The sequence below is a fragment of the Lacticaseibacillus salsurivasis genome (assembly GCF_036246225.1).
In the GTDB taxonomy this organism is placed as follows: Bacteria; Bacillota; Bacilli; order Lactobacillales; family Lactobacillaceae; genus Lacticaseibacillus; species Lacticaseibacillus salsurivasis.
In genome coordinates this window covers 13,639-33,569 of record NZ_BTTP01000015.1, presented here as the reverse complement: position 1 = coordinate 33,569, position 19,931 = coordinate 13,639, and the positions used below count along the sequence as shown (strand labels likewise).

Below are 19,931 nucleotides of genomic sequence, written 5' to 3'. Positions count from 1 at the left end.
AAAGACGTGAGGGCTGCCCCTCACGTCAAAATGATCAAGCTCTTAAGAACACGAGTCCCAGGGTCAGTAGCACCATCGCCAGGCCCGTCACGATATCGGGCTGGTGATACTGCAAAATCCGGAATTTGGTCCGACCATCGCCGCCTTGGTACCCGCGCGCATCCATCGCCGTCGCCAAATCTTCAGCAATGCCGAAGCTATCCACGAACAACGGAATCAGCAGCGGCACCACCGCCTTCATCTGCTGGAACAAGTTACCGGAGCCAAAATCGACGCCCCGCGCGCGCTGTGCATTCATGATCTTGGTGGTTTGATCCATCAAGGTCGGCACAAAGCGCAAGGCAATCTGAAGCACCAGTGCCAGCTCAGTCACCGGCACGCCGATCCGGCGCAAGGGCTTGAGCAGCGACTCCACCGCATCCGCTAAGGACAGGGGCTGGGTGGTCAACGTCAAAAGCGTCGACACGAAAATAATCAGCACGAAGCGCATAAAGATGAACGCCCCGTTGGTCAGGCCATACTGGGTAATCGCCAGCCAGCCCCAGGACCAGTACACCGTGCCACCTTTGGTAAAGAAGATCTGCAAGGCGACCGTGAACAAAATCAGCCAGATCATCGGGCGCACGCCGCGCAGGAAAAAGCCCAGCTTGATTTTGGACAGGGCCACCATCACCATGGTCGCCACGAACATCAGCAAATAGGATTGCCAGTTATTGGCGAGAAAGATAATGCCAATGTAGTAAAAACTGGCCATTAACTTGGTTCGCGGATCCAGGCGGTGCACCCAGGAATCACCAGGCAAATAGCGCCCGAGCAGCAGCTTAGTCATGGGCGCCACCTCCGATTTGCGGCAGCAGCTGCTGCGCGAGCTCTTCGGTGGTCAGCGGCTGCGGATCAAACTGGAAGCCTTTAGCCGTCAACGCCTGCGCCATTTGGGCCGTTTTCGGCAAACCCAGCTGGTGCGCCGTCAGCCACGCTGGGTCGGCAAAAATCGTCCGGGGACTGCCAGTTTTGATCAGCTGGCCTTGATCCATCACCAGCACCTGATCGGCAAAGTCAGCGACATCGTCCATCAAATGCGTCACCAGCACAATGGTCAGCCCCTGGGTTTCATGGAGCTGCTGAAACATCGCCATCATTTCATTGCGACCCGCCGGATCCAGCCCAGCAGTGGGTTCATCCAGGACTAATACTTCCGGCTGCATCGCCAGCACACCGGCAATCGCCACCCGGCGCATTTGGCCGCCTGACAAATCAAACGGAGACTTTTCCAGCACGGAATCCGGCAAGCCCACCAGCTTGACCATCTGGGCCGCTAACTTCAAGGCTTCTTCTTCGCTGACGCCAAAGTTCTTCGGCCCAAAGGCAATGTCTTTGGCCACGGTTTGTTCAAACAGCTGATTTTCCGCGAATTGGAAGACCATGCCGACTTTCTGCCGCAACGGCTTGAGGTTTTTGTTGGAGGTTTCATTGGTGATTTTAAAATCCCCAATGGTGACGGTCCCATTGGTGGGTTTGAGTAAAGCATTCAGGTGCTGCAACAAGGTGCTTTTCCCACTACCAGTGTGGCCGATGATGGCCGTGTAGCTGCCATCTTTGATGGTGACGGAAACATCTTTCAAACCATCACCGGCAAAGGGGGTCCCTGCCTGATAGGTAAAGCTTACATGGTCGAATGTAATGTCCACAGGTAGTTCACCAGCCCTTCTTCATCAAGATAGTCCTTCGGCATCGTGGCCCCGGCGCGACGTAAAGCGGCCTTGAGCCGCTCTGGATAAGGCACGTCTAACCCCAAAGCAAGCAATTCCTCGCCATGGGTAAAAATCTCGGCCGGGGTGCCAGACTCCACAATTTCACCATCGTTTAACAGCACGACCCGGTCGGCCGAGGCGGCTTCATCGACATCATGGGTGATCGACAGCACGGTCATATTGGTTTGTGCCCGCAGTTGTTGGATCAAAGCCAGCACTTCTGCCCGCCCTGCCGGATCCAGCATTGAGGTGGCTTCATCCAAAATAATGATCTCCGGCCGCTGCGCAATGATGCCAGCAATCGCCACCCGCTGTTTTTGGCCACCAGAAAGGCGCGCCGGCTCCCGCGTGGCAAAGTCCAACATGTTCACTTGCGCCAAGGCATCGTGAACGCGCGTGACCATTTCCGGTCGCGGCACCGCTCGGTTTTCCAAGCCAAAGGCCACATCATCTTGGACCGTAGCACCCACGAATTGATTGTCGGGGTTTTGGAACACGATGCCGACCTTTTCACGAATCGCCCAGACGTTGGCTTCGGTCAAAGGCAGGCCGGCCACGGTCACCTGCCCCGACGCCGGGGCGAGTAGTCCGTTAATATTCTTGGCTAAGGTGCTTTTACCAGAGCCGTTATGACCAATGATGGCCACCCACTCCCCGGCGTTCACCTGCAGCGAGACATCGCGCAAGGCCGGTTTGGTTTGATCCGGATAAGCAAAATTCAGATGTTCGATGTCGATCAAAGCCACAGCGCTGCCTCCTTGAGCGGTTTGCAAACAATCACAACTGTCAATCATGATACCATATTTTAACGCTGCTCGCTGGGCCTGCAAACGTTCAGCCACTAAAAAAGCTGAGGCATCTGCCCCAGCCGATTCTATGTATAAAAAAATCATTTGAGATGGAGACACCGGTTGCCCGGTGCTCGCAAGCTAGACTCGGCAGGGTTGCCCCTGGGACGAATGTCCATACCCTTCGGTAGCCAACATCGTAACGCTCCATCGATCAAATGATCAAAGTGAACCGGCCACTAGGGTCGATTCGGTTTTGAAATTCGGTTCATCAAATGGTTTAAACCATTTCGATAATCACCAGTTGTGCGCCATCACCGCGGCGAGCACCCATCTTCAAGATGCGGGTGTAGCCACCGTTACGTTCAGCATAACGTGGGGCAACATCACTGAACAGCTTCTGCAAAGCAGACTGAACAACAACATTGTCACCATCTTCCTTCACGTCAGCAATCTTGTTGCGAAGGAATGCAGCCGCCTGACGACGAGCATGGAGATCGCCACGCTTGCCCAGTGTGACCATCTTATCAAAGGTGGAACGAATTTCCTTGGCGCGGGCTTCGGTCGTGGTGATACGTTCGTTCACGATCAGGTCCGTCGTCAAGTCGCGCAGCAACGCTTTACGTTGTGAGCTTGTGCGCCCTAATTTCCGGTAACTCATGGATTGGCCTCCTTTTGTGTATTAGTCTTCCTTACGTAGGCTCAGACCCAGATCAGACAGCTTGTTTTTAACTTCTTCAAGCGACTTGCGGCCCAAGTTCCGTACTTTCATCATATCGGCTTCGGTCTTGTTGGTTAACTCCTGAACCGTGTTGATACCAGCACGCTTCAAGCAGTTGTAAGAACGGACAGACAAGTCGAGCTCTTCGATGGTCATCTCAAGCATCTTTTCCTTGTGGGTCTCTTCTTTTTCGACCATGATCTCGGCGTTTTTGGCTTCATCAGTCAAGTTAACAAAAATGTCGAGGTGTTCGGTCAAAATCTTAGCCGCCAAGCTGATGGCTTCACGCGGAGAGATCGAACCGTTCGTCCAAACATCCAACGTCAGCTTATCGAAGTCATTCCGGCGACCGACACGGGTGCTTTCAACTTGATAATTGACCCGGCTAATTGGGGTAAAAATCGAGTCGATTGGGAGCACACCGATCGGCATGTTTTCGGTCTTGTTTTGATCTGCAGCCACGTAGCCGCGACCCGTACGAACGGTCATGCGGACATGGAAGTGGCCCCCTTCGGCAACGGTACAAATGTACTGTTCGGGGTTCAATACCTCAACATCACTGTCTGTGACGATATCGGCGGCGGTCACGGTAGCCGGACCTTCAACGTCGATCTCGACGGTCTTATCTTCATCCGAATGCATCTTCAAAGCAAGCTTCTTGATGTTCAGGATGATCTGCGTAACGTCTTCCAGCACCCCGTCAATCGTGGAGAACTCATGGAGCACGCCATCGATTTGGATGTTAGAAACCGCAGCACCTGGCAAAGAAGAGAGCAGAATCCGCCGCAGCGAGTTGCCCAATGTGGTGCCGTAGCCGCGTTCTAGCGGTTCGACCACAAACTTGCCGTAGTTGGTGCTTTCGTCAACCTTTGTGATGTTCGGCTTTTCAAATTCGATCATCTAGTCTGTACCCCTTTCAAAACGAGAAGTGAACCTTGTTTCCCAGCACGTGGCAAACCGGTGCGGTTTGCCGCAATTTTGGCGACCAAGCGTTGCCAAAATAGGGTAAACAATTACACACGACGACGCTTCGGAGGACGAGAACCGTTATGAGGCACTGGGGTCACATCGCGGATCGCGGTCACTTCAAGACCAGTTGCCTGGAGCGAACGAATCGCAGCTTCACGACCGGAGCCTGGGCCCTTGACGGCAACTTCAACAGACTTCATGCCATGTTCCATGGATTCCTTAGCTGCCGCTTCAGCAGCCATTTGCGCAGCAAATGGCGTGGACTTACGGGAGCCTTTGAAACCGAGGGCACCAGCAGAAGACCAAGCAATCGCGTTACCGCGAGGATCTGTGATCATGACCAACGTGTTGTTGAACGTTGAGTGGATGTGCGCAACGCCACTTTCAATGTTCTTACGAACGCGGCGCTTGCGTGTGGTTTTTCTTACAGCCATCGATACTTACCTCCTTTTTAATTATTTCTTCTTCCCGGCGATGGTAATCTTCTTACCTTTACGGGTCCGGGCGTTGTTCTTGGTGTTTTGACCACGAACAGGCAGACCGCGACGGTGACGCATGCCACGGTATGAGCCGATTTCTTGAAGCCGCTTGATGTTCAGGCTAACTTCACGACGCAGATCGCCTTCAACTTTGACGTTGTCGACGGCTGCACGGATCTTGTCTTCCTGGTCGGGAGTCAAGTCTTCTTCGCGGACGTCTTCAGGAACGCCTGCTTCTTTCAGAATCTTCTTGGCGGTCGTGTTGCCGATCCCAAAAATGTAGGTCAGCGCAATGACGATTTGCTTACCACGTGGTAAGTCAACACCTGCGATACGAGCCATATGATGACACCTCCTATTTTAGTGAATTATGAACCTTGGCGTTGCTTGTGTTTCGGGTTAGCAGAGCAGATGATCATGACGCGGCCTTTGCGGCGGATGACCTTGCAGTGCTCGCACATCTTTTTAACAGATGGACGTACTTTCATGATTAGTAGCCTCCTCTTGGAAACGTGCTTGCAGAATGCATGCACTCTGGCAAATTACTTGAAACGGTAGGTGATCCGGCCTTTGGTCAGATCATATGGCGACAATTCTACAGTCACACGATCCCCAGGCAAAATGCGGATGTAGTGCATCCGAATCTTCCCTGACACATGCGCAAGAATCGTCGCGCCATTTTCAAGCTCGACTTTGAACATCGCGTTCGGTAAAGTATCGACCACGGTGCCCTGAATTTCGATCACATCGTCTTTTGCCACGAAATATATTCCTCCTAATTGTTTGGATCACACGCGAAAACGTTGAAGCCACATCTGGCCTCAGCGCATACCGCGATATTGTAACATAATTCGACCACTTTGAAAACAGTCAGGCCGTGGCCAAAAGACGATTACTGGGCGATCGTCTCCAGGATCTTTTTGATCTCGGCGAAAACCAGATCGATGTCTTGGTCGCCGTTGACGTTGAACAACAGGTGCCGCTGATCGTAAAAATCAAGCAGCGGTGTGTTCATTTCGATGTTCACCCTTAACCGGTTTTTCACGGTTTCAGGTTTATCATCGTCACGCTGGAAGAACTCGTGGTGACCACAACGATCACAGGTGTCAGCCACCTTGGTCGGGTTGTACAGCTTATGGTAGGTGGCGCCACAGTTTTTGCAAATGTAGCGGCCAGATAAGCGTTCAACCAGGACATCCGGCTTAACGTCAATATTGATCACCGCGTCGATCGGCTTGGCCAATGTTTTGGTGATGGTTTCAAGTGCTTCAGCTTGTGCAATGGTCCGTGGGAACCCATCCAGCATATAGCCTTCATCGGTATCCTTCTCACCAAGGCGGTCCTTGACGATGCCATCAACGACTTCGTCAGGTACCAGTTGACCCTTGTCGATAAATGCTTTGGCTTGCTTGCCCATTTCGGTACCAGCAGCCATCGCGGCGCGGAACATGTCCCCCGTACTGATGTGGGCAACAGGATAGGCGTCTTCAATGCGTTCCGCCTGAGTCCCCTTACCTGCACCTGGAAGTCCCATTAAAATGAGATTCACGTTGCTTCCTCCTATTAATATGACACTAGTCCTTCACGAGATCGTCGCGGATAAACCCGACGTATTCCCGCTTCATCAACAACCCATCCAACTGGCGGACCAGTTCAATCGCAGTCATGACCACGATAAGAAGACTTGTCCCGCCCAGACCGATTGATTGTGGCAGACCCCAAATGTTGGCTGCCAGCTGTGGCAGCAAGGCCACGAAGCCGAGGAACAATGCCCCAACTGTGGACAAGCGCATCAGCAAGCCAGAAAGATACTTTTCGGTTTCTTTCCCTGGCCAAACCCCAGGAATGTAACTGCCTTGCTTGATCAAGTTTTCCTGTACCTTTTCCGGGTTAACCTGGACGAAAGCATAGAAGAACGTGAACAAGACGATCAAAATCGTATACAAGGCCGTCCCGGCCGGCTTTTGCATGTTGAAGACGCTCGTCAAGGCGTTATACCAGCCGGCATCTTGAAACTTGTTCGCAAAAGCCATCAAAATGGTTTGCGGCGTGATGATGAAGGACGATGCGAAGATTACCGGAATAACCCCGGCAACGTTAACCTTCAGCGGCAGGTAGGAATTGCTACCGGCTGCCGTCACGCGGCGTGTATATTGAATCGGAATCTTCCGGTTCGCTTGTTGGACCCAGGTAACAAACGTGATGACCAGCACCAAGATGATAGCCAAGGCAACCAAGAACAGCACCCCTTGCCAGCGATCACTGGCATTGTTGTTGGCGATGTTGTCTTGCCACAGCTGCTGGATGCCGCTTGGGAGGCGGGCAATGATCCCAGCAAAGATGATCATGGACACGCCATTACCGATCCCTTTGTCAGTGATTTGTTCACCCATCCAAGTGAGCAGCATCGTGCCACCGGTTAAGATAATGCCGATGACCACGTAAGTCTGGACGGTTGGATTTTTCACCAACCCCAACGCGGATAGCTGCTGGAAGCCAGCAGTAATCCCGACGGCCTGGAAGAAACCGAGGAAGATGGTCAAATAGCGGGTGACTTGGTTCAGCTTACGCCGACCAACTTCACCTTGTTTGCTCCATTCAACGAATTTCGGCACAATGTCCATTTGCAATAACTGGACCACAATTTGTGCCGTAATGTACGGTGAGACCCCCATTGAGAAGATCGAATAGTTCGCTAATCCACCACCACTGACGGTGTCCAGCAAGGAGATCAAGCCGGTCGAGCCGACCTGTGTCAACGCTTTGGCGTCGACCCCCGGTACTGCGATTTGCGCCCCTAGACGATAAACCAATAAAACGCCTAAAGTAAAAAGAATCTTGTTGCGGATGTCTTTGACTTTGAATGCGTTAACGAGGGTTTTCAGCATTACATCACCTCAAGCGAACCGCCTGCTGCTTCAACTGCGCTCTTAGCAGCTTCGGAAGCCTTGTTGACTTTAACGGTCAGCTTCTTGTCAAGCTTGCCGTTCGCAAGCAACTTGATGCCGTCCTTTTCGTTCTTAACCAAGCCGGATTCAACCAGCACGGTTGGGGTTACTTCGGTCCCATCATCGAACCGGTTCAGGTCTTGCACGTTGATCACGGCAAAGACTTTACGGTTGATGTTCTTGAACCCACGTTTTGGCATGCGCCGGAACAGTGGCATCTGGCCACCTTCAAACCCAAGCCGGGTCTTGCCGCCTTGGCGAGCCAATTGACCCTTCGTCCCTTTACCAGCCGTCTTACCTTGACCGCTGGAAGTTCCGCGGCCGAGTCGCTTACGGCTTGAACGTGCACCGTCGTTAGGCTTTAATTCATGCAACTTCATACGTTAGGCACCTCCGTTTCTTTAGTGTTTTTAGTCCTTAACTTCCTCAACGGAAACTAAGTGAGAAATCTGGAAAATCGCACCCCGAGTGGCTGCGTTGTCAGGCTTTACAACAGAGCTGTTCACCCGACCAAGACCGAGTTCCTTCACAATTTTACGTTGCTTAGGCAACCGGTGAGCAGCACTGCGAGTCAGAGTAATTTTTAACTGAGCCATTATGTGCCCTCCTAGTCTTGTTCTTGTAAGTGAGAAACGGACACGCCGCGCAAGTCAGCAACTTCTTGAGCCGTCTTGAGCTGGGTCAAGCCGTCCATCGTTGCGCGAATCATGTTGATTGGGGTGTTACGGCCGAGTGACTTGGAGGTCACATCAGCGATCCCAGCCAATTCCATAACGGCACGAACAGCGCCGCCGGCTGCGACCCCGGACCCTTCAACGGCTGGCTTAAGCAGAACTTCACCAGCGCCGAAGTGACCGATCACATCATGAGGGATCGTGGTGCCAACGATCGGCACTTCGATCAGGTTCTTCTTCGCGTCTTCAACCGCTTTGCGAATCGCTTCAGGCACTTCCTGCGCCTTACCGGTCCCAAAGCCGACGTGACCATGCTTGTCGCCGACGATCGCAATCGTTGCAAAACGCAGACGACGGCCACCTTTGACAACTTTGGTGACCCGGTTGATCGAAACAACGCGGTCTTCCAAGTCTAGTTGGTTTGGATCAATGTATGATGCCATGTGTTGGTTATCCTCCTTTGATTAGAATTCAAGGCCGTTTTCACGTGCGGCTTCAGCTAAAGCTTGCACGCGACCATGATAGAGGTAACCACCACGGTCAAAGACCACTACTTTGTGACCAGCAGCAACGGCACGCTTGGCAACCAATGCGCCAACTGCCTTTGCTTGCTCAGTCTTGTTGTCATCAGCAGAAACTTCTTTATCAAGAGTGGAGGCACTTGCTAGCGTCACACCCGCTACGTCATCAATTAATTGCGCGTAGATGTTTTTGTTAGAACGGAAAATGTTCAAGCGTGGGCGCTCGCTCGTACCAGAAATCTTACCCCGGACGCGCGCGTGACGCCGTTGCCGAGTTTTGTTTTTATCTGGCTTTGAAATCACAATGTTCACTCCTTTAATAGACTGCGTTAACGGGCCTGAATTGGCCCAGATACAATTGCCGCAGCCAGTTACCTAGTTGCAGCTTGGCAAGACTACTTACCAGTCTTACCTTCCTTACGCCGAACGTATTCGTCGACGTAACGAATCCCTTTACCTTTATAAGGTTCTGGGCTGCGGACCGCGCGGATCTCGGCAGCGAATTGGCCGACGACCTGCTTGGAAATGCCGCTGACGTTGATTTCAGTGTTGCTTGGCACGTCAATCGCAACGCCTTTTGGTGCTTGCATCTCAACTGGGTGAGAGTAGCCGACGTTCAAGACCAGCTTTTCGCCTTGCTTTTGCGCACGGTAGCCGACCCCGACAAGCTTCAATTGCTTGACGTAGCCTTCGGTCACACCAACGACCATGTTGTTCAAGTTAGCACGCATGGTACCATGCAGCGCCTTGAACGAGTCATCTGGGCGGCTGAAAGAAATTTCAGTGCCTTCTTGCTTCATTTCGATCTCAGGGGCAAAAGCACGAGTCAATTCGCCCTTGGGGCCCTTAACGGTGATGTTGTCACCATCCTTGGTGACGGTCACACCTGCAGGCACGGTGATTGTTTTATAACCAATACGACTCACAGTTGCACCTCCTTTTGTTTAAATTGATTACCAGACGTAGGCGAGAACTTCGCCGCCGACGTTCTTGGCGCGTGCTTCTTTATCCGTGATGACACCTTCCGGAGTCGACAGGATGGCAATGCCCAGGCCGTTCAAGACCTTCGGCACAGCATCTGCCTTCACGTAAGAGCGCAAGCCTGGCTTGGAAATGCGCTTCAAGCCGGCAATGACGCGTTCGTTGTTCTTCCCGTATTTCAGGAACAGACGGATCACGCCTTGCTTGTCGTCTTCGATCACTTCATAGTCGCGAATGAAACCTTCGCGCTTGAGGATCTCGGAAATGTTGATTTTCATCTTTGATGCAGGTACGACCAGAGATTCGTGACGCACCATGTTGGCGTTACGAATGCGGGTCAAGTAATCTGCGATTGGATCGGTCAAGACCATTGATTTAACCTCCTTTGACTGGGTTTCGATTTACCAGCTAGCTTTGCGCATACCAGGAATTTGACCGGCATGAGCTAATTCACGAAGGCAAATCCGGCAGAGTTTGAACTTACGGTAAACTGAATGTGGACGACCACAACGTTGGCAGCGTGTGTATTCTTGCACTGCGTACTTTGCAGGCCGACTGTTTTTCACGATCATAGACTTCTTAGCCAAGTGTGACCCTCCTTATTTTGCGAAAGGCATGCCGAGTTGACTGAGCAACTCGCGCCCTTCTTCATCCGTGTTAGCAGTGGTGACAATAACAATGTCCAAACCGCGCACGCGGTTAACCTTGTCATAATCGATTTCTGGGAAGATAACCTGTTCCTTAAGGCCCAAGGTGTAGTTGCCTCGGCCGTCGAAGGACTTCGCAGAAATACCGTGGAAGTCACGCACCCGCGGCAAGGAGACGTTGATCAGCTTGTCCAGGAAGTCATACATGCGTTCGCCGCGCAAGGTAACCTTGGCGCCGATGGACATGCCTTCACGCAGGCGGAAGTTCGCGATACTCTTCTTCGCCTTGGTGATCAGTGGTTGCTGACCAGCGATCAAAGCCAATTCAGCAACGGCTTCGTCCAGGTTCTTGGCGTTTTGCGTTGCATCACCGACACCCATGTTCAGCACGATTTTTTCAACGTGCGGGGTCTGCATGGTGCTCTTGTAGTCAAACTTCTTAACCATCGCTGGCGCGATTTCTTTGTTAAAACGTTCTTGTAAACGATTAGCCATCTGGAATTAGTCCTCCTTTCCGTCGGTTTTTGGTGCCGCTGCGGTTAATTCTTTGCCGGACTTTTTGGCAATGCGAATCTTCTTGCCATCTTTGATCTCGGCGCCGACGCGCGTTGGCTTGTTGGTTTCTGGATCCAGCAGCATTACGTTAGAAACGGCAATGGCTGCTTCTTTGTCGACAACGCCACCTTGTGGGTAGTCGTTATTCGGCTTTTGGTGTTTCTTGATCATGTTGACGCCTTCGACAATAACCTTGTCTGCCTTAAGCAAGACTTTCGTTACTGTGCCTTCTTTGCCGGCGTCTTTACCACGCATGACCCGAACCTTATCACCAGTTTTGATTTTCATGTCGCACCTCCTATTTGGTCAGAATGTTAAAGGACTTCAGGCGCTAAGGAAACGATCTTCATGAAATCGCCGTCACGCAGTTCGCGTGCGACTGGTCCAAAGATACGAGTCCCCCGAGGGCTCTTGTCTGCGTTGATGATGACTGCAGCGTTCTCGTCAAACTTGATGTATGAACCATCAGTACGGCGAGCACCAGACTTCGTGCGCACGATAACAGCCTTAACGACTTCATGTGCCTTGACAACGCCACCTGGTGTAGCCTGTTTGACAGTTGCCACAACGATGTCACCGATGTTACCAGTCTTACGGTATGAACCGCCAAGGACTTTGATCACCAGGAGCTCGCGGGCACCAGAGTTGTCTGCTACTTTAAGACGACTTTCTTGTTGAATCACGGGTTGGTCCTCCTTTCACACGTATTTGGATTAAATACGAACTGCCTTTTCGACAACGTTCAATAAACGGAAACGCTTGTTGCGAGACATTGGACGAGTTTCCATGATCTGAACAAGATCGCCGACTTTAGCAACATTGTCTTCGTCATGTGCGTAGAACTTCTTCGAGTACTTCACACGCTTGCCGTAGACGGGGTGCGTCTTTGTCGTGTCGATTTCGACGGTAATGGTCTTATCCATTTTGTCTGAAACGACGCGACCTTGATAAACTTTACGAGAATTACGTTCTTCCAAGGTGATTGTCTCCTTTCCGCTTATTTATTGAGCGCTTGCTGCCGAAGGACCGTTTTGATCCGTGCGATGTTCTTCCGCACTTGCTTCAAGCGAGCAGTGTTTTCCATTTGGCCAGTAGCTTGTTGGAAGCGCAGGTTGAAGAGCTCTTCCTTGTACTGCTTTTCTTTGTCGAGCATTTCCTCTGTGGTTAATGCTGAAATATCCTTAGCCTTCATTAGATTGCTCACCTACTTCCTCGCGAGTCACGATCTTGGTGCGGACAGGGAGTTTGTTGGACGCAAGGCGCAAAGCTTCGCGTGCAACTGCTTCCGGAACGCCGCCGACTTCAAACATCACTTTTTCGCGTTTAACAACTGCGACCCAGCCGGATGGTGCACCTTTCCCGTTACCCATCCGGACGCCGACGCCCTTAGATGTGTAAGACTTTTGAGGGAAAATGCGGATCCAAACCTTCCCGCCACGTTTCATGTAACGCGTCATGGCAATACGAGCCGCTTCAATCTGACGGTTAGAGATCCAGTGTGATTCCAGGGCTTGTAGCCCGAATTCACCGAAGGAAACTTCCTTGCCGCCCTTGGCTGCGCCGCGCATCTTCCCACGGAATTCGCGACGGTGCTTTACACGCTTAGGTACTAACATGGATTATTTCCCTCCTTTCGCATTCTGACGATTTGGCTTGTCAGGCAAAACTTCACCGCGGTAGATCCAGGTCTTGATCCCGATCTGACCGTAAGTGGTCCGAGCTTCTTCCCATGCGTAGTCGATATCGGCCCGCAAGGTGTGCAAAGGCACGGTGCCTTCAGCATAGTGTTCACGACGCGCAATGTCGGCACCGTTCAAACGGCCGGCCGCCTGGGTCTTGATCCCCTTGGCACCAGCGCGCATGCTACGCTGCATGGCTTGCTTCATCGCGCGACGGAAAGCCACCCGTTGTTCAAGCTGCTGGGCGATGCTTTCGCCGACCAGCTTAGCGTCGAGATCAGGCTTCTTGATTTCCACGATGTTGATGTGGACTTTGCGGCCTGTCAGGTCGTTCAATTCCTTACGCAAGCTTTCAACTTGGACGCCACCTTTACCGATGACCATACCAGGTTTTGCGGTGTGGATGGAGATGTTCACGCGGTTTGCGGCCCGTTCGATCTCAATGGTCGAAACAGATGCGTCCGCGAGCTTCTTGTTGATGAATTTACGGATTTCAATGTCTTCGTGAAGGTAGCTTGCAAAGTCTTTTTCAGCGTACCATTTGGATTCCCAGTCACGGATGACGCCAACACGGAAACCGATTGGATTGATTTTCTGACCCACGCTTTATCCCTCCTTTGTTTCTTTCTCAGCGACCGTCACGGTGATGTGTGAGGTGCGCTTGTTGATTGGTGATGCAGAACCCTTAGCACGCGGACGGAACCGCTTCAAGGTTGGGCCTTCGTTAACGAACGCTTCCTTGACGTAAAGGTTTTGGGCATCTAAGTCAAAGTTATGTTCTGCGTTTGCAATGGCAGACTTCAGAACTTTTTCAATGATTGGAGAACCCGCGCGTGGCGTGAAGTCCAAGATTGCTAATGCTTCTGCGACTTCGCGGCCGCGGATCAAGTCGATTACCAGACGCGCTTTGCGAGCAGTAATCCGAACTGTTTTTGCCGTCGCTGTTGCAGACGTAATTTCTTCAGCCATGAATTATATGCTCCTTTCTTAGCGTGCTGCTGACTTTTTGTCGTCCTTGGCGTGACCCCGGAAGGTCCGTGTCGGAACGAATTCACCAAGCTTGTGGCCGACCATATCTTCAGAAATGAAAACTGGGACATGCTTGCGGCCATCGTATACGGCGATGGTGTAACCAATGAAACTAGGGAAAATGGTAGAACGACGAGACCATGTCTTGATGACGGTCTTCTTTTCGCTGTCAGCCTGAGCATCGATTTTCTTCATCAGATGAGCATCGGCGAAAGGTCCTTTTTTAAGACTGCGACCCATTGTGTGACCTCCTTTATACGGTGTAATTCAATGGTGAGTTTACTTGTTCTTACGGTGACGGACGATGAACTTCTCGGACTTAGCCTTGTGATCACGCGTCTTCTTACCCAAGGTCTTCTTACCCCATGGAGAAAGAGGTGATGGACGACCGATTGGGGCTTTACCTTCACCACCACCATGCGGGTGATCGTTAGGGTTCATAACTGACCCACGAACGGTTGAACGGAAGCCCAACCAGCGCTTGCGGCCAGCCTTACCAATGCTGATCAGTTCGTGTTGTTCATTGCCGACAGCACCAATCGTGGCGCGGTTGACCGAAAGGATCATGCGCACTTCACCGGAAGCCAGACGCACGGTGACGTATTTGCCATCGTCGTTTTTACCCAGCAATTGAGCAGAAGCACCGGCAGAGCGAGCCAGCTGGCCGCCTTTACCAGGCTTGAGTTCGATGTTGTGGATGGTGGTCCCATCAGGAATGTTCTTCAGTGGCATTGCATTGCCGGGCTTGATGTCGACGCTATCGCCAGAAACGATCTTGTCGCCAACGTTCAGACCCTTAGGTGCCAAGATGTAACTCTTAACCCCATCTTCATAGTGAAGCAGTGCAATGTTAGCCGTGCGGTTAGGATCGTATTCGATGGCCTTAACCGTTGCGACCACGCCATCTTTTTGACGCTTGAAGTCGATGGTGCGGTAGAACTGCTTGTGACCACCGCCGCGGTGACGCACAGTGATGTGACCTTGTGCATTACGGCCAGCAGTGTGGCTTTGACTTTCAAGGAGCGTCTTTTCCGGCTTGGTCTTGGTGATTTCAGCGAAATCCGAACCAGACATGTTCCGCCGGCCGTTTGACGTTGGTTTGTATTTAATAATGCCCACGCTTGTTTCCTCCTATCTGAAAATTTTGAAGCTAGTCTTCAAAAATCTTGATTTCGTTTGAATCAGCGGTCAAAGTAACGATGGCCTTCCGGCGCTTGCGGGTGTAGCCCACATAGTTACCTTGGCGCTTCTTTTTGCCGCGAACGTTGGCAATGTTGACCTTAGCGACCTTCACGTCGAAGATTTCCTCAACGGCGCGACGGACAGCGGTCTTTTCGGCATCACGAGCAACTTCGAAGGTGTACTTCTTGTTGTCCATGTCAGCCATTGATTGCTCGGTGACGATCGGGCGTAAAATGATGTCGCGTGCTGCTGCCATTATGCGAGCACCTCCTCAATCTTTTGAAGCGCAGATTGGGTCAAGATCAGCTTGTTGTAGTTCACAACATCCAATACGTTGATGCCATCTGCGACGATCGTCTTGACATTCGGCAGGTTGCGGGCAGCCAAAGCTGCGTTGTCATTGCCGTCTTCAAGGACGATCAAGGCCTTTTCTTCAACCTTCAAGGAAGCCAGCGCAGCTGCAAAGTCCTTGGTCTTAGGTTGGTCAAAGCTCAAAGCGTCGACCACAACTAATTCCTTGTCCAGCACTTTCTGAGAAAGTGCTGACTTGATTGCTAAGCGGCTAACCTTCTTGTTGATCCGGTAGCTGTAGGAACGAGGTGTTGGGCCAAAGACCACACCACCGCCGCGCCATTGTGGGCTACGGATGGAGCCTTGGCGGGCACGACCAGTACCCTTTTGGCGCCATGGCTTCTTACCGCCGCCAGAAACGGCGGAACGGTTCTTAACGGCGTGAGTACCTTGACGAAGGGAAGCGCGTTGCATCAGCACTGCGTCAAACACGGCGTTATCGTTGGGTTCGATTGCCCAGATTGCATCGTTCAGATCAACGGTGCCGTTTTCTGTGCCATCTTGCTTGAATAAAGTAACGTTTGCCATTAGTTAATGTCCTCCCTTCGTGTTATTTAGCCGCTGACTTAACAGCGGAACGAATTGTAACGAATGACTTGTTAGCCCCTGGGACATTGCCCTTGATCAAGATCACATTGTGGTCCAAATCGGTGGAGACAACAGTCAAGTTTTGCATCGTGCGCGTATGGTTACCCATCCGCCCAGGCAATTTCTTACCCTTGAAGACTTTGTTGATGATTGCCCCAAGAGAACCAGGACGACGGTGGTAACGAGAACCGTGAGCCATAGGACCACGGGACTGACCGTCCTTCTTGATGTTACCTTGGTAACCATGTCCTTTGGAAGTACCGGTGACGTCCACGATGTCGCCAGCTGCAAATTCGTCAGCAGAAACAGTCTTGCCAACTTCATAGTCACTAAGCGCTACATCACGGATTTCCTTAATGAAGCGCTTAGGGGTCGTGTCCGCCTTCTTGGCGTGACCGACGCTTGGCTTGTTGCTAAGTACTTCACGCTTGTCGCCGTAGCCCAGTTGAACTGCTTCGTAGCCGTCTGATTCAACGGTCTTAACTTGCAGGACAACGTTAGGGGTGACGTCGATCACGGTAACTGGGACCAGTTCGCCGTTTTCGGTGAAGACCTGCGTCATGCCAATTTTCTTACCTAAGATTCCTTTACGTGCCATGGGTACACCTCCAATTTCCTATAGATTATAATTTGATTTCAATGTCGACGCCGCTCGGCAAGTCGAGCTTCATCAAAGCGTCAACAGTTTTTGGGGTCGGGTTAACGATATCGATCAGGCGCTTGTGTGTGCGCATTTCGAACTGTTCCCGAGAATCCTTGTACTTATGCGGGGAACGCAGCACCGTGTAGATGGTCCGTTCCGTTGGCAGAGGGATCGGGCCAGAAATTGCAGCACCTGTGCGCTTTGCAGTTTCAACGATCTTATCTGCTGATTGATCTAGAATCCGGTGTTCGTAAGCCTTAAGCCGGATCCGAATCTTTTGTTTTGCCATTGTGTAACCTCCTTCGTCCATTATCAGTTAGTAGACTAGCTCCGTGAAAATTCCCGTCGCGCCCCCGTGGCAAAGCGGCCGGGCGTGTCGCAACCTCTCACATCCACGCTACCCTGACTCAGCTTGAGCCAGAAGTGCATAGTAACCCCTTCGGTTTACACAGCACTCTTGATAGTATACAAAAAAGCGCGGTTTAACACAAGACTTTTCGCCGGCTTTTTCAAAAAAACTGGCGCGGCAAAGATTGCTATAACGGCTTTTGCTCGCTCATCCCCGCACATTCACCTGCCTTGTTTTCATAGCAGGGGTATTGTCTTGACACCATGTGGGGAACCATCTACAGTTAACCTAAATCCCTAAGGAGGTTCATCATGGCAAAAGCCCTTTTGATTATCGACTACACCAATGATTTCGTGGCGGACAACGGCGCCTTAACTGCCGGCAAGCCTGCCCAACTCATTGAACCGCGCATTGTGGCGCTTGCCGACCAGTTCGCTGAGGCCGGCGATTTTGTCTATCTACCCACGGATGTGCATACCCCAGGTGACCCGTATCATCCCGAAACCAAGCTCTATCCGCCGCATAACGTGCGCGGCACTTGGGGCCGGGCACTCTATGGGACACTGGCTTCTTGGTACGCCGCGCATCAGGCTGATGCGAATGTGTCTTTATTCGATAAAACGCGCTATTCGAGCTTCGCTGGTACGCCGCTGGATTTGTGGCTGCGCGAACGCCAAGTCGATGACCTGCATCTGGTCGGGGTCTGCACCGATATCTGTGTGCTACACACCGCTGTCGACGCGTATAACCTCAATTATCCCCTCACCATCCACCAAGACGCCGTGGCCACCTTCACCCCAGGCGGCCAGGAATGGGCGCTCAATCATTTCAAAACTGTCCTCAATGCCACGTTAGCTTAGTGGCATCCCATCTACGCAAAAGTGGGCCTGATCAAGACAAACTGATCAGGCCCACTTTTTGAACGAGCAGACAAAAAAAGCCACGCACCAGGCGTGGCTTCCAGTAGCGAATTAAGCTTCGCCGCCGTTTTTCTTGATGATCTCGGCTTGGATGGACTTCGGCACTGCAGTGTAGTGATCGAAGGTCATCGTGAAGGTCCCACGGCCCTGGGTCGCGGAACGCAAGGTCGTCGCATAACCGAACATTTCGGCCAGCGGTACCTTAGCATTGACCAGCTGCGCATTACCGCGCTGTTCCATGCCTTCAACGTTCCCACGACGAGAGTTGATTTGACCCATGACATCGCCAAGGTATTCTTCTGGGGCAACCACTTCAACGTGCATGATTGGTTCGAGGATGACCGCACCGGCATCCTTAACCGCATTGCGCAACGCCAGGGAAGCCGCAACCTTAAAGGCCGCTTCAGAAGAATCGACTTCGTGGTAAGAACCATCGTAAAGCTTGGCTTTCACGTCGATCAATGGGTAGCCCGCAAGCACACCATTGGCCATCGCTTCTTTCAGGCCTTGTTCAACGGCTGGGATGTATTCACGTGGCACGACCCCACCGACAATGGCATCTTCGAATTCGAAGCCTTTACCTTCTTCGTTCGGGGTGAATTCAACCCAAACGTCACCATATTGCCCTTTACCACCTGACTGGCGAACAAAGCGCCCTTCAGCGGAAGCAGTCTTGGTGAAGGTTTCACGGTAAGCCACTTGAGGTTCACCAATCTTAGCGGCAACCTTAAATTCACGCTTCATCCGGTCAACCATGATATCCAAGTGCAATTCGCCCATGCCGGCAATCAAAGTTTCGCCAGTTTCAGGGTTGGTTTCAGCTTGGAAGGTTGGGTCTTCTTCAGACAGCTTCTGCAAAGCGATATCCAGCTTATCCTGGTCTTCCTTGGAGTCTGGCTCGATGGAAACCTGGATAACCGGTTCTGGCACTTCGAGGGATTCAAGAATCAATGGGTGGTTAACGGCCGTGAGAGAATCCCCGGTCGTGGTGTTCTTGAGCCCGATCGCCGCAGCGATATCACCAGAAAAGACTTCTGGGATTTCTTCACGGTGATTGGAGTGCATTTGCAGCAGACGACCGACACGTTCACGGTTGTCCTTGGAAGCGTTCAAGACATATGAACCGGCTTCCAAAGTCCCACTGTAAACCCGGATGTAGGTCAAACGACCAACGAAGGGGTCGGTAGCGATCTTGAAGGCCAACGCAGCGAAGTCCTGATCGTCGCCGGCGCGCAGTTCAACCGCTTCGCCAGTTTCTGGATCTTGGGCGTTGTATGGCTTAACGTCCAGTGGTGATGGCAAGTAGTCAACCACCGCATCCAGCAGCATCTGAACCCCTTTGTTCTTGAACGCAGAGCCAGCCAGCACTGGGAAGAATTCAAGGGCGATGGTCGCCTTACGGATGGCCGCCTTGATTTCATCGTTGCTGATTTCTTCGCCTTCAAGGTACTTGTCCATGATGCCGTCATCAACGTCAGCGACAGCTTCGATTAAGTCAGCCCGGGCTGCTTCGGCTTCTTCCTTGTAGTCGTCGGGAATGTCCACGACATCCCACTTCGTCCCCAAGTCATCTTCGTCGTACAAGTCGGCCTTCATTTCGATCAGGTCGATAATGCCTTCGAAGTTGTCTTCAGCGCCGATTGGCAGCTGAACCGCATGGGCGTTAGCGCCCAAACGATCATGCAGGGTCTTCACGGAGTACTTGAAGTCGGCCCCAATCTTATCCATTTTGTTAACAAAAACGATCCGCGGCACGCTGTAAGTGGATGCCTGACGCCAAACGTTTTCAGTCTGAGGTTCAACCCCGGACTGAGCATCTAAGACGGTGATGGCACCATCAAGGACACGCAAGGAACGTTCAACTTCCATAGTGAAGTCCACGTGCCCTGGGGTATCGATGATGTTAATCCGGTTGTCCTTCCAAAAGGCGGTCGTCGCAGCGGACGTGATGGTAATCCCACGTTCTTGTTCCTGCGCCATCCAGTCCATTTGGGAAGCCCCATCATGGGTTTCGCCGATCTTGTGGATTTTACCGGTGTAGTAAAGAATCCGCTCAGTCGTCGTGGTCTTACCAGCATCGATGTGGGCCATGATCCCGATGTTGCGGGTCCGGTCCAGCGGAAATTCACGCTTGTTGGCCATGTGAAAAAATAACT

The 19,931-nt window shown here is 52.0% G+C and carries 34 protein-coding genes; 1 reads left to right on the top strand and 33 read right to left on the bottom strand.

The genetic code is table 11. The annotated features are described in order from the left end of the window. Positions 1–34 precede the first annotated feature (34 nt). The 32 genes from AAA927_RS10105 to rpsJ form a co-directional block, all read right to left on the bottom strand. Complete coding sequence (locus AAA927_RS10105; protein ID WP_338217725.1) at positions 35–829, bottom strand: energy-coupling factor transporter transmembrane component T family protein; 795 nt, start codon at positions 827–829, stop codon at positions 35–37. Next, a complete protein-coding gene (locus AAA927_RS10100) occupies positions 822–1,688 on the bottom strand; it encodes an energy-coupling factor ABC transporter ATP-binding protein (RefSeq protein ID WP_338217724.1) in 867 nt (288 codons plus the stop codon). Before AAA927_RS10100 ends, AAA927_RS10105 begins: the two co-directional genes overlap by 8 nt. Beyond that, on the bottom strand, positions 1,664–2,497 hold the full coding sequence (locus AAA927_RS10095) for an energy-coupling factor ABC transporter ATP-binding protein (RefSeq protein WP_338217723.1): 834 nt from the start codon (positions 2,495–2,497) through the stop codon (positions 1,664–1,666). The genes AAA927_RS10100 and AAA927_RS10095 overlap by 25 nt, the downstream gene beginning before the upstream one ends. Before the next feature lie 322 nt (positions 2,498–2,819). Next, positions 2,820–3,200, bottom strand: coding sequence for a 50S ribosomal protein L17 (gene rplQ, locus AAA927_RS10090; protein WP_125582023.1), 381 nt, complete (start codon positions 3,198–3,200; stop codon positions 2,820–2,822). Between the two features lie 21 nt (positions 3,201–3,221). Then, positions 3,222–4,160, bottom strand: coding sequence for a DNA-directed RNA polymerase subunit alpha (locus tag AAA927_RS10085; RefSeq protein ID WP_125582025.1), 939 nt, complete (start codon positions 4,158–4,160; stop codon positions 3,222–3,224). A 113-nt stretch (positions 4,161–4,273) separates the two neighbouring features. Beyond that, a complete protein-coding gene (rpsK, locus tag AAA927_RS10080) occupies positions 4,274–4,663 on the bottom strand; it encodes a 30S ribosomal protein S11 (RefSeq protein WP_125582027.1) in 390 nt (129 codons plus the stop codon). Between the two features lie 21 nt (positions 4,664–4,684). Beyond that, positions 4,685–5,050 (bottom strand): 30S ribosomal protein S13, encoded by a 366-nt coding sequence (rpsM, locus tag AAA927_RS10075; protein WP_125582029.1) that lies wholly within the window; start codon positions 5,048–5,050, stop codon positions 4,685–4,687. A gap of 26 nt (positions 5,051–5,076) precedes the next feature. Beyond that, positions 5,077–5,196, bottom strand: coding sequence for a 50S ribosomal protein L36 (rpmJ, locus tag AAA927_RS10070; RefSeq protein ID WP_125582031.1), 120 nt, complete (start codon positions 5,194–5,196; stop codon positions 5,077–5,079). Between the two features lie 54 nt (positions 5,197–5,250). Further along, positions 5,251–5,469, bottom strand: coding sequence for a translation initiation factor IF-1 (gene infA / locus AAA927_RS10065; protein ID WP_054717703.1), 219 nt, complete (start codon positions 5,467–5,469; stop codon positions 5,251–5,253). 131 nt (positions 5,470–5,600) lie between these two features. After that, on the bottom strand, positions 5,601–6,257 hold the full coding sequence (locus AAA927_RS10060) for an adenylate kinase (protein ID WP_338217720.1): 657 nt from the start codon (positions 6,255–6,257) through the stop codon (positions 5,601–5,603). A gap of 25 nt (positions 6,258–6,282) precedes the next feature. Further along, positions 6,283–7,596 (bottom strand): preprotein translocase subunit SecY, encoded by a 1,314-nt coding sequence (gene secY / locus AAA927_RS10055; protein WP_125582035.1) that lies wholly within the window; start codon positions 7,594–7,596, stop codon positions 6,283–6,285. Beyond that, positions 7,596–8,036, bottom strand: coding sequence for a 50S ribosomal protein L15 (gene rplO, locus AAA927_RS10050; protein ID WP_125582037.1), 441 nt, complete (start codon positions 8,034–8,036; stop codon positions 7,596–7,598). The genes secY and rplO overlap by 1 nt, the downstream gene beginning before the upstream one ends. A 30-nt stretch (positions 8,037–8,066) precedes the next feature. After that, positions 8,067–8,252: a 50S ribosomal protein L30 gene (gene rpmD, locus AAA927_RS10045; RefSeq protein ID WP_125582039.1), complete on the bottom strand. Its 186-nt coding sequence runs from the start codon at positions 8,250–8,252 to the stop codon at positions 8,067–8,069. Between the two features lie 11 nt (positions 8,253–8,263). Continuing rightward, positions 8,264–8,773, bottom strand: a complete 510-nt coding sequence (rpsE, locus tag AAA927_RS10040; protein ID WP_125582041.1) for a 30S ribosomal protein S5 — start codon at positions 8,771–8,773, stop codon at positions 8,264–8,266. Positions 8,774–8,794: 21 nt separating this feature from the next. Then, positions 8,795–9,154 carry a 50S ribosomal protein L18 gene (gene rplR, locus AAA927_RS10035; protein ID WP_125582043.1) on the bottom strand — a complete coding sequence of 120 codons (360 nt, stop codon included), beginning with the start codon at positions 9,152–9,154 and terminating at the stop codon, positions 8,795–8,797. Between the two features lie 92 nt (positions 9,155–9,246). Beyond that, complete coding sequence (rplF, locus tag AAA927_RS10030; RefSeq protein WP_338217719.1) at positions 9,247–9,777, bottom strand: 50S ribosomal protein L6; 531 nt, start codon at positions 9,775–9,777, stop codon at positions 9,247–9,249. A gap of 27 nt (positions 9,778–9,804) precedes the next feature. Further along, a complete protein-coding gene (gene rpsH / locus AAA927_RS10025; RefSeq protein WP_125582047.1) occupies positions 9,805–10,203 on the bottom strand; it encodes a 30S ribosomal protein S8 in 399 nt (132 codons plus the stop codon). A gap of 30 nt (positions 10,204–10,233) precedes the next feature. Further along, positions 10,234–10,419, bottom strand: coding sequence for a type Z 30S ribosomal protein S14 (locus AAA927_RS10020; protein ID WP_125582049.1), 186 nt, complete (start codon positions 10,417–10,419; stop codon positions 10,234–10,236). Between the two features lie 12 nt (positions 10,420–10,431). After that, positions 10,432–10,974, bottom strand: coding sequence for a 50S ribosomal protein L5 (gene rplE, locus AAA927_RS10015; RefSeq protein WP_125582051.1), 543 nt, complete (start codon positions 10,972–10,974; stop codon positions 10,432–10,434). A 6-nt stretch (positions 10,975–10,980) separates the two neighbouring features. Beyond that, positions 10,981–11,322 (bottom strand): 50S ribosomal protein L24, encoded by a 342-nt coding sequence (gene rplX / locus AAA927_RS10010; RefSeq protein ID WP_125582053.1) that lies wholly within the window; start codon positions 11,320–11,322, stop codon positions 10,981–10,983. A gap of 26 nt (positions 11,323–11,348) precedes the next feature. Continuing rightward, the gene (gene rplN / locus AAA927_RS10005) at positions 11,349–11,717 is read right to left on the bottom strand and encodes a 50S ribosomal protein L14 (protein ID WP_125582055.1); all 369 of its coding nucleotides are present in this window, start codon (positions 11,715–11,717) and stop codon (positions 11,349–11,351) included. 30 nt (positions 11,718–11,747) lie between these two features. Then, entirely contained in the window at positions 11,748–12,011 is a 264-nt protein-coding gene (rpsQ, locus tag AAA927_RS10000; RefSeq protein WP_338217718.1) for a 30S ribosomal protein S17, read from the bottom strand. Between the two features lie 20 nt (positions 12,012–12,031). Continuing rightward, positions 12,032–12,226, bottom strand: coding sequence for a 50S ribosomal protein L29 (gene rpmC, locus AAA927_RS09995; protein ID WP_125582100.1), 195 nt, complete (start codon positions 12,224–12,226; stop codon positions 12,032–12,034). Further along, positions 12,216–12,650 carry a 50S ribosomal protein L16 gene (gene rplP / locus AAA927_RS09990; protein WP_125582059.1) on the bottom strand — a complete coding sequence of 145 codons (435 nt, stop codon included), beginning with the start codon at positions 12,648–12,650 and terminating at the stop codon, positions 12,216–12,218. The genes rpmC and rplP overlap by 11 nt, the downstream gene beginning before the upstream one ends. 3 nt (positions 12,651–12,653) lie before the next feature. Further along, positions 12,654–13,316, bottom strand: coding sequence for a 30S ribosomal protein S3 (rpsC, locus tag AAA927_RS09985; protein ID WP_125582061.1), 663 nt, complete (start codon positions 13,314–13,316; stop codon positions 12,654–12,656). A gap of 3 nt (positions 13,317–13,319) precedes the next feature. Next, positions 13,320–13,682, bottom strand: coding sequence for a 50S ribosomal protein L22 (gene rplV, locus AAA927_RS09980; RefSeq protein WP_125582063.1), 363 nt, complete (start codon positions 13,680–13,682; stop codon positions 13,320–13,322). Between the two features lie 18 nt (positions 13,683–13,700). After that, a complete protein-coding gene (gene rpsS, locus AAA927_RS09975) occupies positions 13,701–13,982 on the bottom strand; it encodes a 30S ribosomal protein S19 (RefSeq protein WP_125582065.1) in 282 nt (93 codons plus the stop codon). 39 nt (positions 13,983–14,021) lie between these two features. Beyond that, positions 14,022–14,861 (bottom strand): 50S ribosomal protein L2, encoded by an 840-nt coding sequence (rplB, locus tag AAA927_RS09970; protein ID WP_338217717.1) that lies wholly within the window; start codon positions 14,859–14,861, stop codon positions 14,022–14,024. A 31-nt stretch (positions 14,862–14,892) separates the two neighbouring features. After that, complete coding sequence (gene rplW / locus AAA927_RS09965; protein WP_125582069.1) at positions 14,893–15,180, bottom strand: 50S ribosomal protein L23; 288 nt, start codon at positions 15,178–15,180, stop codon at positions 14,893–14,895. Beyond that, positions 15,180–15,803: a 50S ribosomal protein L4 gene (rplD, locus tag AAA927_RS09960; RefSeq protein WP_338217716.1), complete on the bottom strand. Its 624-nt coding sequence runs from the start codon at positions 15,801–15,803 to the stop codon at positions 15,180–15,182. Before rplD ends, rplW begins: the two co-directional genes overlap by 1 nt. 22 nt (positions 15,804–15,825) lie before the next feature. Then, on the bottom strand, positions 15,826–16,461 hold the full coding sequence (gene rplC, locus AAA927_RS09955) for a 50S ribosomal protein L3 (protein WP_125582073.1): 636 nt from the start codon (positions 16,459–16,461) through the stop codon (positions 15,826–15,828). A gap of 25 nt (positions 16,462–16,486) precedes the next feature. After that, on the bottom strand, positions 16,487–16,795 hold the full coding sequence (rpsJ, locus tag AAA927_RS09950) for a 30S ribosomal protein S10 (RefSeq protein ID WP_125582075.1): 309 nt from the start codon (positions 16,793–16,795) through the stop codon (positions 16,487–16,489). Between the two features lie 371 nt (positions 16,796–17,166). Here rpsJ and AAA927_RS09945 point away from each other — a divergent pair, with 371 nt between their 5' ends. Then, positions 17,167–17,715 carry a cysteine hydrolase family protein gene (locus AAA927_RS09945; RefSeq protein ID WP_338217715.1) on the top strand — a complete coding sequence of 183 codons (549 nt, stop codon included), beginning with the start codon at positions 17,167–17,169 and terminating at the stop codon, positions 17,713–17,715. A 111-nt stretch (positions 17,716–17,826) separates the two neighbouring features. On the opposite strand, the gene fusA is transcribed toward AAA927_RS09945, so the two are convergent. Further along, complete coding sequence (gene fusA / locus AAA927_RS09940) at positions 17,827–19,917, bottom strand: elongation factor G (RefSeq protein WP_125582079.1); 2,091 nt, start codon at positions 19,915–19,917, stop codon at positions 17,827–17,829. Positions 19,918–19,931: the final 14 nt, after the last annotated feature.

Coding starts and splice junctions, on each gene's coding strand:
- rplX (WP_125582053.1), bottom strand. CDS start 11,322: ATGAAAATCAAAACTGGTGATAAGGTTCGGGTCATGCGTGGTAAAGAC.
- AAA927_RS10105 (WP_338217725.1), bottom strand. CDS start 829: ATGACTAAGCTGCTGCTCGGGCGCTATTTGCCTGGTGATTCCTGGGTG.
- secY (WP_125582035.1), bottom strand. CDS start 7,596: ATGCTGAAAACCCTCGTTAACGCATTCAAAGTCAAAGACATCCGCAAC.
- rplD (WP_338217716.1), bottom strand. CDS start 15,803: ATGGCAAACGTTACTTTATTCAAGCAAGATGGCACAGAAAACGGCACC.
- rplW (WP_125582069.1), bottom strand. CDS start 15,180: ATGGCAGCAGCACGCGACATCATTTTACGCCCGATCGTCACCGAGCAA.
- rpmD (WP_125582039.1), bottom strand. CDS start 8,252: ATGGCTCAGTTAAAAATTACTCTGACTCGCAGTGCTGCTCACCGGTTG.
- rpsK (WP_125582027.1), bottom strand. CDS start 4,663: ATGGCTGTAAGAAAAACCACACGCAAGCGCCGCGTTCGTAAGAACATT.
- fusA (WP_125582079.1), bottom strand. CDS start 19,917: ATGGCCAACAAGCGTGAATTTCCGCTGGACCGGACCCGCAACATCGGG.
- rpsE (WP_125582041.1), bottom strand. CDS start 8,773: ATGGCATCATACATTGATCCAAACCAACTAGACTTGGAAGACCGCGTT.
- rpsH (WP_125582047.1), bottom strand. CDS start 10,203: ATGGTCTTGACCGATCCAATCGCAGATTACTTGACCCGCATTCGTAAC.
- rplE (WP_125582051.1), bottom strand. CDS start 10,974: ATGGCTAATCGTTTACAAGAACGTTTTAACAAAGAAATCGCGCCAGCG.
- rplC (WP_125582073.1), bottom strand. CDS start 16,461: ATGGCACGTAAAGGAATCTTAGGTAAGAAAATTGGCATGACGCAGGTC.
- rpsS (WP_125582065.1), bottom strand. CDS start 13,982: ATGGGTCGCAGTCTTAAAAAAGGACCTTTCGCCGATGCTCATCTGATG.
- rplV (WP_125582063.1), bottom strand. CDS start 13,682: ATGGCTGAAGAAATTACGTCTGCAACAGCGACGGCAAAAACAGTTCGG.
- rpsJ (WP_125582075.1), bottom strand. CDS start 16,795: ATGGCAAAACAAAAGATTCGGATCCGGCTTAAGGCTTACGAACACCGG.
- rpmC (WP_125582100.1), bottom strand. CDS start 12,226: ATGAAGGCTAAGGATATTTCAGCATTAACCACAGAGGAAATGCTCGAC.
- rplO (WP_125582037.1), bottom strand. CDS start 8,036: ATGAAGTTGCATGAATTAAAGCCTAACGACGGTGCACGTTCAAGCCGT.
- rpmJ (WP_125582031.1), bottom strand. CDS start 5,196: ATGAAAGTACGTCCATCTGTTAAAAAGATGTGCGAGCACTGCAAGGTC.
- AAA927_RS10085 (WP_125582025.1), bottom strand. CDS start 4,160: ATGATCGAATTTGAAAAGCCGAACATCACAAAGGTTGACGAAAGCACC.
- rplQ (WP_125582023.1), bottom strand. CDS start 3,200: ATGAGTTACCGGAAATTAGGGCGCACAAGCTCACAACGTAAAGCGTTG.
- AAA927_RS09945 (WP_338217715.1), top strand. CDS start 17,167: ATGGCAAAAGCCCTTTTGATTATCGACTACACCAATGATTTCGTGGCG.
- rpsM (WP_125582029.1), bottom strand. CDS start 5,050: ATGGCTCGTATCGCAGGTGTTGACTTACCACGTGGTAAGCAAATCGTC.
- rplP (WP_125582059.1), bottom strand. CDS start 12,650: ATGTTAGTACCTAAGCGTGTAAAGCACCGTCGCGAATTCCGTGGGAAG.